The sequence below is a fragment of the Kitasatospora sp. NPDC022856 genome (genome assembly GCF_055561235.1).
This window is the reverse complement of record NZ_JBVHHE010000012.1, coordinates 176,807-192,165: the sequence shown is the minus strand read 5'-3', so window position 1 is coordinate 192,165 and position 15,359 is coordinate 176,807. Positions and strand designations below refer to the sequence as shown.

The 15,359-nt window shown below is 72.3% G+C and carries 6 protein-coding genes; 4 read left to right on the top strand and 2 right to left on the bottom strand.

Translation table 11 applies throughout. The annotated features are described in order from the left end of the window. Positions 1-35: 35 nt before the first annotated feature. On the bottom strand, positions 36-230 hold the full coding sequence (locus ACZ34W_RS17470; protein ID WP_327674940.1) for a hypothetical protein: 195 nt from the start codon (positions 228-230) through the stop codon (positions 36-38). A 429-nt stretch (positions 231-659) separates the two neighbouring features. On the opposite strand from ACZ34W_RS17470, the gene ACZ34W_RS17465 reads away from it, so the two are divergent. The 3 genes from ACZ34W_RS17465 to ACZ34W_RS17455 are packed head-to-tail and all read left to right on the top strand — an operon-like array spanning position 660 to position 2,781. After that, positions 660-1,076 (top strand): ankyrin repeat domain-containing protein, encoded by a 417-nt coding sequence (locus ACZ34W_RS17465; RefSeq protein ID WP_465605026.1) that lies wholly within the window; start codon positions 660-662, stop codon positions 1,074-1,076. A gap of 24 nt (positions 1,077-1,100) precedes the next feature. Continuing rightward, positions 1,101-1,640, top strand: a complete 540-nt coding sequence (locus ACZ34W_RS17460; RefSeq protein ID WP_329486508.1) for a GNAT family N-acetyltransferase — start codon at positions 1,101-1,103, stop codon at positions 1,638-1,640. Between the two features lie 58 nt (positions 1,641-1,698). Continuing rightward, the gene (locus tag ACZ34W_RS17455) at positions 1,699-2,781 is read left to right on the top strand and encodes a serine hydrolase domain-containing protein (protein ID WP_465605023.1); all 1,083 of its coding nucleotides are present in this window, start codon (positions 1,699-1,701) and stop codon (positions 2,779-2,781) included. A gap of 103 nt (positions 2,782-2,884) precedes the next feature. Here the strand turns inward: ACZ34W_RS17455 and ACZ34W_RS17450 are convergent, their stop codons facing one another. Further along, the gene (locus tag ACZ34W_RS17450) at positions 2,885-7,777 is read right to left on the bottom strand and encodes a LamG-like jellyroll fold domain-containing protein (protein ID WP_465605020.1); all 4,893 of its coding nucleotides are present in this window, start codon (positions 7,775-7,777) and stop codon (positions 2,885-2,887) included. A gap of 350 nt (positions 7,778-8,127) precedes the next feature. Between ACZ34W_RS17450 and ACZ34W_RS17445 the strand changes: the two genes are divergently transcribed. Then, a complete protein-coding gene (locus ACZ34W_RS17445; RefSeq protein WP_465605017.1) occupies positions 8,128-15,357 on the top strand; it encodes an RHS repeat domain-containing protein in 7,230 nt (2,409 codons plus the stop codon). The last annotated feature ends 2 nt before the right edge of the window (positions 15,358-15,359 follow it).

The following is a 15,359-nucleotide window of genomic DNA, read 5'->3' as shown; positions in this document are numbered from 1 at the left end:
ATCCGCGCCCGGGCCCGTACGGGGGAGTGGCCGCGCTAGAACTTGAGGCCGCCGAGCAGGCTGGCCAGGCTGGCGCCGCCCGCGGTGATGCTCGGAGCGATCGAGGAACCGGCGATGTAGAAGCCGAGCAGGGCGCAGACGATCGCGTGGGAGACCTTTAGTCCGTCCCTGCGGAAGAAGAGAAAGGCGATGGTGCCGAACAGGACGATGCCGGAAATCGAGAGGATCACGCTCTGCTCCTCGGGGAGGGGGACAGGGACAGTGTCACGGAATGTGCCTTAATCGTGACAAAAAGTAATAGATGATGGAACGGTGCAAATGGGTGGTCTTCTCGGCCAATACCCGGATGGGCGCCGGGTGGAGGTATGCGAACCGCCCGGAACGGGGCCCGGCGGCCCCGTGTACCGGCGCGGCGAGGCATTCCCGGCGGGTGGCCGGGAAGGCACCGAGGGGGCCGGGAAGTTCGCTCGAACGGCGGCGAAACCTTCCCGCCCGTGTGTCGTGCGGGGGAATGCCGCGGTCCGGCCGGCGTCCGAAGTCCGGACGCGCGCTGGATCGTCCGCGTACCGGGCCGCTACGGTGCGGTACGCGCGACCGACAGACCGAGAAGCTCCCGGGCGAGGCCCGGGGTGCCCGAGAACGCCCAGGAGAGGCCCGCCATGACCGACGCCGCCAGCCAGCAGCCCGCCGACGCCCCGGACTCCGAGGTGGTCGAGCTGGCCGGGAAGCTCTTCGACGCGGCCCGGGCCGGTGACACCGACACCCTCGCCGCCTACGTCGACGCCGGCGCGCCCGCCAACCTGACCAACGACCGCGGCGACACCCTGCTGATGCTCGCCGCCTACCACGGGCACGCCGCCACCGTCACCGCCCTGGTGGCGCGCGGCGCCGACCCGAACCGGGCCAACGACCGCGGCCAGACCCCGCTGGCCGGCGCCGTCTTCAAGGGCGCCGAGGACGTGCTGACCGCCCTGCTGGCGGGCGGCGCCGACCCGACGGCCGGTACGCCGTCCGCCGTCGACACCGCCCGGATGTTCGGCAAGGAGGAGCTGGTCGCCCGGTTCGAGGGCCGCTGACCCGAGGTCGTAGTCTCTTCAACCATGGAGAGCATCACGGGGACCGCCGAGCTGCGGGACGGCAAGGGCGACATCATCGAGATCCGCGTCACCGGCTACGGCCACCCGGACGCCCAGCGCCTCTCGGCGGAGGTGCAGGAGGAGTACGTCCGCCGCTACGGCGAGGGCGACCTCACCGAGCTGCACCCCGACGACTTCGAGGCGCCGGCCGGTCTGTTCCTGATCGCCTACCTCGACGGCCGGCCGGTGGCCTGCGGCGGCTGGCGCGCCAAGCAGGCCGGCCCGCACGGCCTGCGCGACGGCGACGCCGAGCTGAAGCGGATGTTCGTCGTCCCCCGGGCCCGCGGGCGCGGCCTCGCGCGGACGGTGCTGCGCCGCCTGGAGCAGACCGCCGCCGAGGCCGGCCGGACCAGGTTCGTGCTGGAGACCGGGACCGAGCAGCCCGAGGCGGTCGCGCTCTACGGATCCGAGGGCTACGACCCGATCCAGAAGTTCGGCATCTACCGCGACCACCCGCAGAGCATCTGCCTCGGCAAGGAGTTCGGCGGCGTGCCCGCCGTCTGACCGCCCGCCCGCTGGGTAGGCTCCGGGCGGACCGGTGGCCGAGCGGGCGGGGGCAGGCGTGGACGAGCAGCCGGTACGGGCCGCGGCCCCCGACCCGCCGGCCGTGCTCGGCGCCCCCGGTGGCGAGTTGGAGCGATTGGTGGAGGCGGGGCTGCGCCGGGTCGGCACGGGCGGCGTCTGGGCCGTCGGCGACGCCGCCGGCGGGCGGGGCCGGGGCTCCGTCGGGGTGCTCGGCCAAGGCCCGTACGAGGGGCTGGAGATGGGGCCCGACACGCTCTTCGACCTCGCCAGCCTCACGAAGATCGTCGCCCTCTGGCCGTGTGCGGGCGCGCTCCGGCAGGCCGGCCGGCTCCCGCTCGACCGCCCGCTCGGCGACTACTGGCCGCCGGCCGCGGGGCAGCCGACGGGGTGCGTGACGGCCCGTCAACTCCTCGCCCACACGGCTGGACTGCCGCTGCGCACGGAGTTCGAGCAGCGCTACGGCCGGGACCGGGCGGCGATCCGGGCCGGCGTCGTCGCCGCCCCGCTGCACCGCCCGCCCGGCACCGCCGTCGAGTACACCGACCGTGCCGCCGTGCTGCTGGGCCACCTGGTCGAGGACCTGGCCGGCGCCCCGCTCGACGCGCTCGCCGAACGGCAGGTCTGGCGCCCGCTCGGCATGACCGACACCCGCTTCGGCCCGCTCGGTCCGGCGTCGGCCGCCCGCACCGCACCCACCGAGTACGACCGGGCCGTCGGCGCCCCGCTGCGCGGGGTGGTGCACGACCCCTCGGCCCGGCTGCTCGGCGGCGTCTGCGGCAACGCGGGCGCCTTCTCCACCGCCCGCGACCTCGAACGCTTCCTCACCGCCCTGGTCGACCCGCCGGCCGCGCTGCCCTGGGCCGGACCCTGGATCGCCGAGTCGCTGCGCGAACAGACCGGCGGACTCGCCCCCGCGCGCGGCCTGTCCTGGCTCTGCGCCCCCGGCACCGACCCCGCCGACGGCACCTTCGTCCACTACGGCTTCACCGGCACCGGGATCTGGGTCTCCCGCCGGCTCGGCCGCTGGGCGCTGCTGCTCACCAACAAGGTGCACTACAGCCGCGAGACCCAGCCCCTCACCGACCTGCGCAACGCCTTCCGCCGGGCGGTCTTCGGCTAGCCGTCCGCAGGGGCGCCACACAGCACAACGTCGGCCTCCGGGACCGTTGGCGGGTCCCGGAGGCCGACGTCATGGACCGGCCCAGCGGGTCGGACGAGCTGGGTCAGACGAGCTGGGTCAGCACGGGCTGCTCCGAGTCGAGCGAGGCGACGGCGGCCGGGGAGAGCGCGCTGGTCCAGGTCTGGACGTCGCTGATCCGGCCGGGGAAGCTGTTCCCGTTCTTGGCCGAGCCGATGGTCAGGGGGCCGGTGGAGGCCCACGGAGTGGAGTTGACGGCGGTGGCCGCGAGCTTGCCGTTGACGTACAGGCTCATGGTCTGGCCGGGCGCGTCGTAGGTGGCGACCAGGTGGGTCCAGGTGTTGAGGGCCGGCGGCGTGCTCGCGAACGCGGCCGGGTAGGAGGCCGGTCCGGTCGAGTCGCCGGACGGCGAGACGAACGTCCAGGCGTTGAAGGCCTTCGAGTACTGCAGGTAGAAGGCGCTCACGCTGGTACCCGACTGGGCCGCCACGGTCGCGTAGTCGTTCGTCCCGGTCAGGTAGGCCCAGGCCGAGACGGAGTAGCTCCTGGCGGTGTCGACGACCGGGCCGCCGGTGGTGGCCAGCGCGTCGGTGGCGCCGGACAGGCCGAGGACGGTGCCGCGGGTGGTGTCGTTGACGAACGAGGCCGAGCCCGAGACGGTGAGGCTGTTGGCCGGCCGGATCTCGTCGGCGGAGTTCGTGAGCCTCCACCGGTCGGTGGGCCGGTGGACGTCGCCGAACAGCACCGGGGCGTCGAACTGGGCGGTGTCGGTGGCCAGCGCCGCGGCGGCGGTGGCAGGCAGCGCGGACGGGACGATCACGACGTCGCCGACCGCGCCGGTCGCGTACTGGGCGTACCCGCCGGCCAGGACCCGCCGGCCGATCTGGACCGGCCCGGTGGCGTTCCACTCGGTGCCGGCGTAGGCCGCGGCACCGGCCGCGGCGCCGTTGACGAAGAGCTGGAGCTGCTTGGTGCCGGCGTCGTAGACCCCGGTCAGGTGGGTCCAGGTGTTGAGCCTGGGGCTGAGGCCGCCGGTGGTCGGGCCGTAGACGGCGTTGAAGGTGTCGACGGCCGAGTCGTCGACGTTGCGGCCGAACGCGAAGGCGTGCGCCCAGGCGGAGTAGTACAGCTGGAGGCCGACGTTGTTGGTGCCGCCCTGGCTGACGAACACGGAGGTGTTGGCCAGGTCGCCGGGCTTGACCCAGGCGGAGACGGTGTAGCTCTTGCGCGTGTCGACGGAGCCGGTGGCACTGACCGCGTAGCCGGTGCCGCCGGGCAGGTTCAGGACCGTGCCCCGGGTGGCGTCGGGGCCGACGGCCGCTCCGCCGGCCACGGTCAGGTCGTTGGCCCGCCGGCTGTCGGTGGTGTCGGTCAGCCTCCAGCGGTCGGCCGCCTGGGCGGCCGGCGTCCGGGCGCCCGGGAGCCGGGTGACGGTGCCGGTGGCGGACGTCCCGTACAGGTCGGGGTTGCCGTCGCCGTCGACGTCACCGGGGGAGGCCACGGTCGGGGCCAGCCGGTCGCCGAGGCCGGTCGGGAGGACCGGCTGGGCCGGCGGCAGGGCCTTGCCCGTGGTGGTCGCGGCCCAGACCTGCTCGGCGTGGTCGGTCAGGCAGTCCCAGAGGATCAGCTGGGTCCTGGGCGTGTTGGACGCCGCGGGGTCGGCCAGGCACCGGCCGGACTGCGGGTTGAGCAGCGAGCCGGCGAACGGACCGGGGACCCACTTCTGGGCGCCGGTGCCGTTGCAGTCCCAGAGCTGGACCGGGCTGCCGTTGTCGAGGCCGCCGCGGCTCACGTCGAGGCACTTGCCCAGCAGGTGGACGCTGCTGTCGGTGCCGAGGGCGGCGCTCTGCGCGTCGGTGGTGTTGCAGCTGTACATCTGCGCCGGTGTGCCGTTGGCGGTGTTCGAGCCGTTGATGTCCAGGCACATGTTCTTACCGGCGGTGTCGAGCACGCCGGAGGTCAGCGGGGCCCTGGTGGGAGCGGTGATCCGGGTGGTCGGGACGCCGTTGCCGTCGAAGGTCAGCGGGAAGCTGCTGACGGCGCCGGTGGCGTTCTCGCGGGCCCACAGGGTGGGGACGCCGTTCACCGTGCCCGGTGCGAGCAGGGTGGTGCGGGACCAGTCACCGGTGCCGATCTTCACGCCCGCGGCGAGGTTGCAGCCCGCCTGGTAGGTGCCCGGGAAGTACCAGAGCTCCGCGTTGTCGACCGTCACCAGGTCCGGTACGTCGGCCATCTGGGCGAGCTTGCCGGGTGCCAGGATCTGGGTGACCTTGTTCCAGGTGCCGTCCGAGCCCTTGGCGGGGCAGCCCGCGGAGTTGTTGAGGGGGACGACGTTCTGGGTCAGCGTGAAGTGGCCCGTGGTGCCGCCCGCCGTGTTGGCGTCGTTCTGGTACAGGTACAGCTTGTGGGTCGTCTTCTGATAGGCGAACAGGTCGTCGGCCATGGCCGCGGTGAGGGTGCCGCGGTGGGCGACCAGGTAGTTGTTCCAGCCGGTGCCGTCCGGGCTGGTCGCCGGGGTGGAGATGGTTTCGAGGTCCTCGGTGGAGCCGCCACCCGGGACGCGCACCAGGTCGCCGGCGGTCGTGGTGGCGGCGAGGTCCGGGACCCCGTCGCCGTTCAGGTCGCCCGGGGCCACCTTGGCGCTGGGGTCGAACGGGGCGAAGAAGCTGTACTGGGCGACGGTGCCCTGGGTGTTGCCGGCCTTGTCGACGGCGCGCACGAACAGCGTGTGGGTGCCCCACTGGGCGCTGCTCACACTGATCGGGACGTCCGCGGTCGCGGTGCCGCCGGCCGCCTGGACGGCGGGGACGGACGGGCCGCCGCCGGGGATGTTGGCGTCCAGCGAGTACTCGAACCGGTCGATCCCGCTGCTGACGCAGCTGCCGCGGGTGCAGCCGCCCGGCACCGGGTCGTTGGCGGTGACCCGCACCTTGGCCCCGGTGGCGCCGGCGTGGCCGGTGGGCGTCCGGTCGCTGCCGAGCGGCGGGAAGGCCGCGTTGTCGGCGACCGTCGGGATGCTCGGCGGGGTCAGGTCGACGTTGAAGTAGCAGTAGGGGGAGCTGGGGCCGGTCAGGGTGCCGTCGCTGGCGATCATGTTCCAGCCGTACTGGTGGCCGTCCTCGACGGTGAAACCGACGTTGTCGTAGACGGTGCCCCAGTTGCTCACCGACGCGCTCCACGGCCAGGACTTGCTGGCCGGGTTGCCACCGCCGTCGTTGGACATGTTGTCCCAGACGTGCGCCATGGCCTGGAGGTTGACACCGCTCATCTTGGTGGAGAGCCGGGCGTTCAGGGTGATGTTGGAGGCGCTGCCGGTGGTGCCGGAGTTGCCGATCCAGCCGATGTTCACGCCGTCGCAGCCGTTGCTGTCCGGGCCGTGCGGCTGCGGACTGACGCTGATCATGTCGGGGGCGTTGGGCGCGATGTCGAACACCGTGACCACGTACGGATTGGTGTTGAACCGCATGAAGTCGTTGTTGCCCGACGACTTGGTCTCGTTGCCGAAGATGCCGACGGTCCAGTTGGAGTTGTGGCCGACGAGCTTCTGCATCTGGCCGGTGACGTTGAACACGGCCTCGTGGTTGCCGCAGTGGTTCGAGATGTTGGAGCTCTTCGGGTACTGCGCGCCGCCGAGCCACCCGTCGCCGGTCACCCAGGGCTGCTTGGACCACTTGGTGTCGGTCGCGAGCTCGCTGACGGTGGCCAGGGACACCGGCGCGGTGTGGTTGCAGTCGAAGGACGCACCGTAGGTCTCGGTGATGTGGAACTCCGACCGGGAGACCACCATGTCACCGGTCAGGTTGCTGGTGTCGATCTGGTAGAAGGACCGGTACAGGCCCTGGCAGTCGTTCCAGTGCTGGTAGCCGGCGCCCTGGCCGTTGTCCTGCGGCTCGTCGTAGGCGACGATGCCGGGGCAGCCCTCCCGGACCGTGGCGTAGTGGCTGGTGCCGTTGGTCACCGGGCTGACCGAGGGGTCGATGTACAGCGGCCACACGGTGTCCGGGCCGGTCAGCAGCCCGGCGTCGGGTACCAGGGTCAGTGCGCCGGGCTCGGCCGTCACGGCGATCCGCTTGAGCTGCGCGCCGGTGCCGGGCTCGCGTTCGGTGGAGCGGGTGGGGGCGGGCGCGGCGGGCGGCGCCTCGTCGACGCGGGCCGACCTGAGCTCGCCCTTGCGCGCCGCCGGGGCGGGTGCCTGGGCGGGCCGCGCCGCGACCGTACCGGCGGTGGTCGAGGAGTCCCACATGACCGGGGTCGGCGCGGTGAACGCCGTCGTCCCGTCGGTGGTCCGCGCGGTGACGGAGCCGTTCTCGTCGGCGGCCACGGTCAGCCCGTCGCTGGTGGCGACCGCGAGCTTCAGGGACTTCAGCGCCGGGTCGGCGGCGGCCGTGGCGTCGTGGACGACCAGGACCTCGCGCAGGCCGCCCTGGTCGTTGGCGATGACCCGCAGGTCGACGCCGGGCAGGACGTTGCCGTAGGTCGCGCTGTCACCCGTGACGGCCGGAGCGGGCAGGGCGACCGGGAAGGTGACGGAGAGCCGGCGGCCCTTGGCGTCGGTGAGCGTGGCCAGCGGGCCGGAGCCGCCGCCGGAGAGGGCCAGCCCGGCCGGGGTGGCCTTCGGCGAGAAGGTGCCGTCGCCGTTCCTCCCCAGGGTCGCGTCCACGGCCGACCAGGAGCCGTCGCGCTTCACCCGGACCGGCTGGACGTGGTCGGTCAGCGTGAAGGTGCCGTCCGCGTTGGCCACCGTCTGGGTCGTCTCGGAGGTCAACTCCTCGACCGCGACCGGCTTCCGCTCCTTCTTCGCGCGTTCGGAGGCCGCCCTCATCGGTGAGTCGGAGACGGCGGGCCGGTCCGCGGGCCGGTCGTCGGCCAGGGCCGGGCCGGCGGTGCCGAGTATCAGGCCGGCGAGCGCCGCCGTCAGCGCGAGCCGACGTCCTGGCGATCGCGTCCCACCGCGTGGGACGCGGGTGTTTTCCCCCACGAAAGATCCTTCGAATGTGTCTGGTGCCCGCGACCGTTTCGCGGGGGGATTCACAACCCCCCTGGCGGGCAGTGGATTTGGCCACATCGCAGGCATCGGACACCTGACCCGTCGAAACCCCTGGGTCGGGTGTGATTGTTGTGAGCGATGTGACTGCCGGGGAAGGGTATTGCCGGTGATGCGTGTGTGGCAATACGGTTCGCCCTGGCCAGGGGCGAAATCGCGTGATGGTGCATCAGCCCCGGGGCCGTCCAAAACTGTTAATAGGGGGATGATTCACGATGCGCGCGAAAGTGCGATGGTCTCGTGCTGCCCGGGGGAGGGGATGGGCGAGACGGGGGACGGTCGCGATGGCGACGGTTGCCGCGTTCTCGCTGGCGACGCCGCTGGCGGTGGCCACCGACGTCCTCGTAGGCCCCTACCGCTACACCGGCGAGATATGGTCGGCCGACCCGCTCCCCCAGCAACCGAAGGTGCCCGGGGGGCCGGTGGGCGCGGCGCGCCCCGCCCCGAAGCCGGCCGTTCCGAAGGGCGCCCGGGAGCTCCGGACGCACACCCCGGAGGCGGCCCGCTGGCCCGGCGGCTCCACCGCCACCGTCGACCTCGGCGGTTCGCCGGCCACCGGGCGCCTGAAGGCGGGCGGTACCCCGGTCTCGGTGTCCGCCGTCCCGACCTCGGCGCTCGGCCCGCGGTCCGGGCGCCTGATCGCCCCGGTCGCCCCGGTCGCGCCGCTCTCCTCGGTCGAGGTCCGGCTGGCCGACCGGAGCGGCGCCAAGGCCGCCGGCGTCGACGGGCTCCTGGTCGGACTGGCCCGCGGTGACGGCAGGCCGGGGGTGGGCGGCGTCTCGGTGTCGCTCGACTACAGCTCCATCGAGCAGGCGTACGGCGGCGGTTGGGCATCCCGGCTGCGGCTGGTCGCGCTGCCGGGCTGTGCACTGACGACGCCGCAGCGCGCGGAGTGCCGCCGGCAGACGCCGATCGAGTTCACCAACGACCCGCGGGCCCGGACGCTGTCGGGTACGGTCGCGGTCGCCTCCGACGTGCGGACCGGTACGAGCGGCTTCGCCGCCGCGTCGTCGGCCGCGCGCTCGGCCGGCGCCACCATGGCGGTCGCGGCGGTCGCCGGCTCCGGCGGCTCGCAGGGCGACTACGGGGCGACCTCGCTGTCCGCCTCGGGCGCCTGGACGGCCTCCGCCTCCGGCGCGTTCACCTACGCCTACCCGATCACCGTGCCGCCGTCGCTCGGCGGCGCCGCGCCCGCGGTCACCCTCGCCTACGACTCGCAGTCGGTGGACGGCGAGACCTCGGCCCGCAACTCGCAGTCCTCGTGGATCGGTGACGGCTGGGGCTACAGCCCGGGCTTCATCGAGCGCTCCTACAAGGCGTGCAAGGACCAGGGCATCGAGGACTCCGGGGACGAGTGCTGGGGCGGCTGGAACGCCACGATCTCGCTCGGCTCGCACACCGGCGAGCTGCTCCGGGACTCCTCGGGCGGCTACCGGCTGCAGAACGACGACGGCACGAGGATCGAGCGGCTGACCGGGGCCACCAACGGCCTCTGGCAGGGTGAGTACTTCAAGGTCACCACCACCGACGGCACCGCGTACTACCTGGGCCTGAACCACGCGCCGGGCACCACGTCGGACACGGCGACCAACAGCGCCTGGGGCGTGCCGGTCTACCACCCGAAGGCGGAGGACCCGTGCCACGACTCCGCCGACGGCAATGACTCGCGGTGCGACCAGCCGGTCGGCTACCGGTTCAACCTCGACTTCGCCGTGGACCCGCACGGCAACGTCCAGCGCTACGACTGGTCGACCGAGTCCAACTACTACAACATGGGCTACGGCCAGGTCGCCAAGGACGACAAGGGCGGCACCCTCACCCAGTACACCCGGGGCGGCCGCCTCACCCAGATCTCCTACGGCTACCAGCTGACGGACGCGCAGGCCGGCCGCGAGCCCGCCGCCAAGGTCGTGTTCAACGCGGCGCAGCGCTGCACGACCTCCGACAGCGTCTGCACCCTCGACAACCTGTCGCGGGACACCGCGACCAACTGGCCGGACACGCCGTACGACCTGACCTGCCTCGCCACCGACAAGAACAAGGTCGAGGACGACGACACCGACGGGGTCTGCCTCACCGGCGGACCGACCTTCTGGTCGACCTTCCGGCTGAAGTCGGTGGACACCAAGGTCCGTACCGGATCCGGCTGGCAGGACGTCGACAGCTTCGAGCTGAAGCAGGTCTTCTCCGATGCCGGCGGCACCTACGACCCGGTCACCGGCAAGACCCAGGACCCGACGAACGCCGGCGCCCTGCAGTCCGTGATGTGGCTCTCCGAGATCGTCCACACCGGCCGGGACACCTCCGCCGGCGGCGGCGGCCCGCTCACCCTCGACCCGGTCACCTTCACCGGCATCGAGATGGACAACCGGGTCGACGGCCTCTCTCCGGCCGCCCCGCCGCTGTTCCACCCGCGCGTCTCCAGCATCCAGACCGAGACCGGCGAATCCGTCGCGGTCACCTACCGGGCGCCGGAGTGCTCGCGCGAGAAGAACACCATGCCGGCCTCGGCCGACGCCAACACCATGGCCTGCTACCCGGTCTGGTGGACGACGCCCGGCGGGAAGGACCCGATCGAGGACTGGTTCCACAAGACCCTGGTCGCCCAGGTCACCGACAGCGACCGGACCAAGGCCGGCTCGCCGGCCAAGGTGACCAACTACGCCTACAGCGACGGCGCCGCCTGGCACCGTGACGACTCCGACCTGACCGACGACCAGCACCGCACCTGGAACCAGTTCCGGGGCTACCGCACCGTCACCACCACCACCGGCGCCGCCCCGGACCCGATCACCCAGAGCGTCGTCTCCTACCTCCAGGGCATGGACGGCGACTACAAGGCGGACGGGACCAGGCGCACCGTCAAGGTGCGGAACTCGCTCAACGAGGAGATCACCGACAACCCCTGGTCGGCCGGTGCCCCCTACGAGACGCAGACCTTCACCAAGGCCGGCGGCAGCGTCGTCGCCAAGACGCTGGCCGACCCGCCGACGGTCGCCGAGACCGCCAGTGCCGCCCGGACGGCCTGGACCTCGGAGGACCCCGCACCCGCGAAGCTGTCCACGCTCCCCGACCTGAAGGCCCACCAGGTCCGTTCGACCTCGGCCCGTTCGCTGGGCCTGCTGTCCGACGGCTCGTGGCGGACCGTGCAGACCGTGACCACCATGGACGACCTCGGCCGGGTCCACCAGGTCGACGAGAAGGGCGACCTGGCGGCCTCGGGGCAGCAGACCTGCACCACCACCGGCTACGCCCCGGCGCCCGCCGCCAATCCGATGATGCTGATCTACCCGAGCGAGGTCCTCACCGTCGCCGGGCCGTGCGGCACCACACCCGGCGGGACCACCACGCTCTACGGCAAGCGCTTCTTCTACGACGGCGCCGCCGGAGTGCCGGACCCGGCCGCCTACGGCGTGCTCGGCCGCAACGGCAGCTCGCTCGGCCTGGTGACCGGCACCCAGTCCATCAAGTCGTACACCGCCCCCGGGCAGCCGTCCTACCAGTCGCTCGGCGGGCTGGAGTACGACAAGTACGGCCGCGTCACCAAGACGGTGGACGCGGCGGGTGCCGCGACCACGACCGCCTACCTCCCGGCCGACGGCGTCCTCCCGGACTCGCTGTCGACCAGGAACCCGTTGGGCTGGGTGGCCACCAGCACGATCTCGGTGGCGCGCGGCGCCGTCACGCACGCCGTCGACGTCAACGGCCGGATCACCGACGTCGAGTTCGACGCGCTCGGCCGCCGCACCAAGGTGTGGACGCCGGGCCGCAGCAAGGCGACCCAGAGCCCCGACCGCAAGTTCGGCTACGACGTGCACGGTGCCGGCGACAAGCCGGACCCCTCCGCCGTCACCACCGAGACCCTGCGCGAGAACGGCTCGTACAACAAGTCCGTCACCTACTACGACGGGCTGCTGAGGCCGCGGCAGAGCCAGACCACGACCGCGGACAACTCCGCCGGGCGCCTCGTGTCGTCGAGCTTCTACGACTCGCACGGCTGGGCCGTCTCCAACATCGCCCCCTACACCGACGCCGCGCACGAGGCGGGCACCGGCATGTGGGCGGAGACCAACAACACCGGCCCGTCGGTGACCAGGACCGCCTACGACGGACAGGGCAGGCCGGTCTCGGTCCAGCAGGTCTCGTTCGCCAGCACCCTGTGGCAGTCCGGCACGTCCTACCCGGGTGCCGACCGCGTCGACACCACGGTCGGTGCGGCGCGCACGACGACCTACACCGACGGCCTCGGCCGCACCACCTCGACCGTCGTGCACGACGACACCCCCGACCGGAAGCTGACCGCCGGCACGGTGATCGCCTCGGGCACGTCGGTGGTGTCCAAGAGCGTCCGGCTGGCGATGCGGGCGGACGGGAACCTGGTGCTGACCGGGCTCGCCGACGGCCGGACGCTCTGGTCCTCGGGCACGTCCGGCAACCCGGGCGCCGTGGCGGTCATGCAGGCCGACGGCGACTTCGTGGTCCAGAACGCGAGCAGGACGGCGCGGCTCTGGAGGAGCGGCACGACCGGTGCCACCGGCGCCTACCTCATGGTCCGGGGCGACGGCGTGGTCGCGGTGTCCAACGCGTCCAACGCGGTCGTCTGGTCCACCGGGCCCGTCGGCGCCGTCGGCAGCGCCGACGTCACCACCAGCTACACCTTCGACGCCAGGGGCGACGTCGCGTCGGTCAAGGACACCGCCGGCAACGTCTGGAGCTACACCTACGACCTGCGCGGTCAGCTGGTGTCGCAGACCGACCCCGACAGCGGCACCTCGGTCAAGGAGTACGACGACCTCGGCCGGCTCGCCAGGGCGCGGGACGGCCGGGGCCAGTGGCTGTCGTACGTCTACGACGGCATGGGCCGCACCACCGCGAAGTACGCGGGGACCAGCACCACCGACCAGACGAAGCTGCTCGCCGAGTGGAGCTTCGACGCCAAGGCCAAGGGCTACCCCGACGCCACGACGCGGTACGTCAACGGCCGCGCCGGCGACGCCTACGTCACCCGGATCGACGGGTACACGACCGCGTACCAGCCGACCGGCAGCACGGTGACCGTCCCGGTGGGCGAGGGCAAGCTCGCCGGCACGTACACCACGGCCGCGAGCTACACCGACACCGTCGGCCTGCTCGGCTCGACGACCTTCGGGGCCGCGGGCGGTCTGGCCGAGGAGACCGTCGGCTTCGGCTACAACCTGCAGGGCGGCCTGGTCTCCATGGGCTCGCCGACCACCCCCTACGTCAACACCACCAGCTACAGCCCGCTCGGCCAGGTCCTGCAGACCACCATCGGCACCCCGACCAAGCAGCTGCGCACCGCGCAGACCTACGACCAGGTCACCGGCCGGCTGGCCACCAACCGGGTCACCCTGCAGAACAACACCGTCAACCCGATCTCCGACACCACCTACGGCTACGACCAGGTGGGCAACCTCACCACCGTCTCCGAGACCCAGTCCTCGGGCGGTGCCGACCGGGTCACCGACACCCAGTGCTTCAGCTACGACGCACTGCGCCGGCTGACCACCGCCTGGACCGACACGAAGGGGATCACCAGCCCGACGGCCGGGCAGCTCGCCGCCTGCAAGACCAGTACGCCCGGTCCCTCGACCATCGGCGGCCCGGCCCCGTACTGGACCGACTGGCAGTACGACCTGCTCGGTGACCGCACGCTCCAGGTCAAGCACGACGTGACCGGCAACGCGGCCAAGGACACCACGCAGTCCAGCAGCTACCCGGTGGCCGGGGCGACGCCGACCACCCGGCCGAACGCGGCGACCGGGATCGTCACCTCGAACCCGACGACCGGCACCAGCACGCTCACCCCGACGTACGACAACGCGGGCAACACCACCAGGCGGGTCGGTACCGGAGCGGCGCCGCTCGACCAGGTCATCAGCTACGACGCCGAGGGCGCGACCTCCGGCATCACCACCGACGGGAAGGAGACCACCTACCTCTACGACGCCGACGGCGCGCTGCTCCTCCAGCGCGGGCCCACCAGCACCACGCTCTACCTGTTCGGCGGCACGGAGCAGCTCACCCTCGACAAGGCCACCAAGGCCGTCAGCGCCCTGCGGTACTACAGCTGCCCCGACGGTACGACCATCGTCCGGGCGAGCAACGGCACCATCAGCTACCAGCCGACCAATCCGCAGGGCACCGCCCAGCTCCAGGTCGACGCGAAGACGCTGGCGATCACCCGCCGGGCCTACGACCCGTACGGCAACCAGCGCGGTCCCGCCCCGGCCTCCTGGGCGGACAACCACGGCTTCCTGGGCAAGCCGGCCGATCCGACGACCGGCCTGGACCTCCTCGGCGCCCGCCAGTACGACCCGGTGCTCGGCCGCTTCCTGTCGGTGGACCCGGTCTTCGAGGCCGGCGATCCCAACCAGATGGGCGGCTACACCTACGCCGCGAACAACCCGGTCTCGGGCAGCGACCCGACCGGTCTGTGGTGGAGCCTCGACGACATCGGGGGCTTCTTCACCGGCGTCGGCGACTCCGTCGTCGGCGACCCGTGGCAGTGGAGCGTCAACACCCTCTCGGACGGGTGGAACGCCGCCGCGGACTGCTACAACGGGGACAACGAGGTCTTCAACGAGATCTTCGACTACGAGAACGACACCCCGTACAAGCTGGGCCACACCGGTTACGTCGACGACGACCCGCTGGCCGAGCTGTTCGACACCGACTCCAGCTCCACCGCCTACGTCGCCGGTCAGTGGACCGGCACCATCGGCTCGCTGGCCATCGACGGCGTCGGCCTCGTCAAGGGCACCATCTGGGGCTTCAAGAGCGCCAAGGCCATCAAGCTCGCGATGTCGGAGGGCGACGGCTTCATCAGCGCGGTCCGGAAGTTCGTGGACGGCGACCTGCCGACCACGACCGCCCCGCAGGCGGAACCCGCGCCCACCACACCGAAGACGGAGGGCCCCAGCAACCCGAAGTCGGGCACCGGCAAGGAGCCCGGCGAACCCGGCGGCGGGGGCAAGGCCGACAAGGCGCCCGAGGGCGGGAAGGGCTCCGGCGACGGCGGCGGCGGGGAGCCCGCCGCGACCGGGGACACGCCCACCGGCACCGGCGGCACGCCGGGCGGAGGCGGCACCTCCGCCGCCGCGACCGGCGGGGGGTCCGAGGCGGCGGCCCGGACCGGCGTCAGTATCAAGTCGGTGCGGATCGCCCTCGGCCGGGCCGGGATGAGCGTCAAGGGGTACGACATCGTCCACGTCCCGAAGATCGAGCACCCCAACTCCGTCGCCCTCGGCAGCAGCCCCTTCACCGGGAAGGGCAACGGGAACGCGCTGCGGGTCGCCGTCGTCGGGCCGAACAAGCTCCCGCTGATCGAGATCAGCACGGAGGGGCTGCGGGACATGGAGACGGCCCTCAGGACGATCCTCCACGAGCTCTACCATCACAAGAACGGCCACCTGCCCGACATGGAGGCCCAGGCCGAGGCCTACGCGGACAAGCGCTACGCCGAGTACCTCCGCCGGACGAAGGGGAGGAAGTAGGA

Bases quoted from the DNA above. Each gene is read 5' to 3' on its own strand.
- ACZ34W_RS17465 (WP_465605026.1), top strand. From the start codon at position 660: ATGACCGACGCCGCCAGCCAGCAGCCCGCCGACGCCCCGGACTCCGAG.
- ACZ34W_RS17445 (WP_465605017.1), top strand. From the start codon at position 8,128: ATGGCGACGGTTGCCGCGTTCTCGCTGGCGACGCCGCTGGCGGTGGCC.
- ACZ34W_RS17460 (WP_329486508.1), top strand. From the start codon at position 1,101: ATGGAGAGCATCACGGGGACCGCCGAGCTGCGGGACGGCAAGGGCGAC.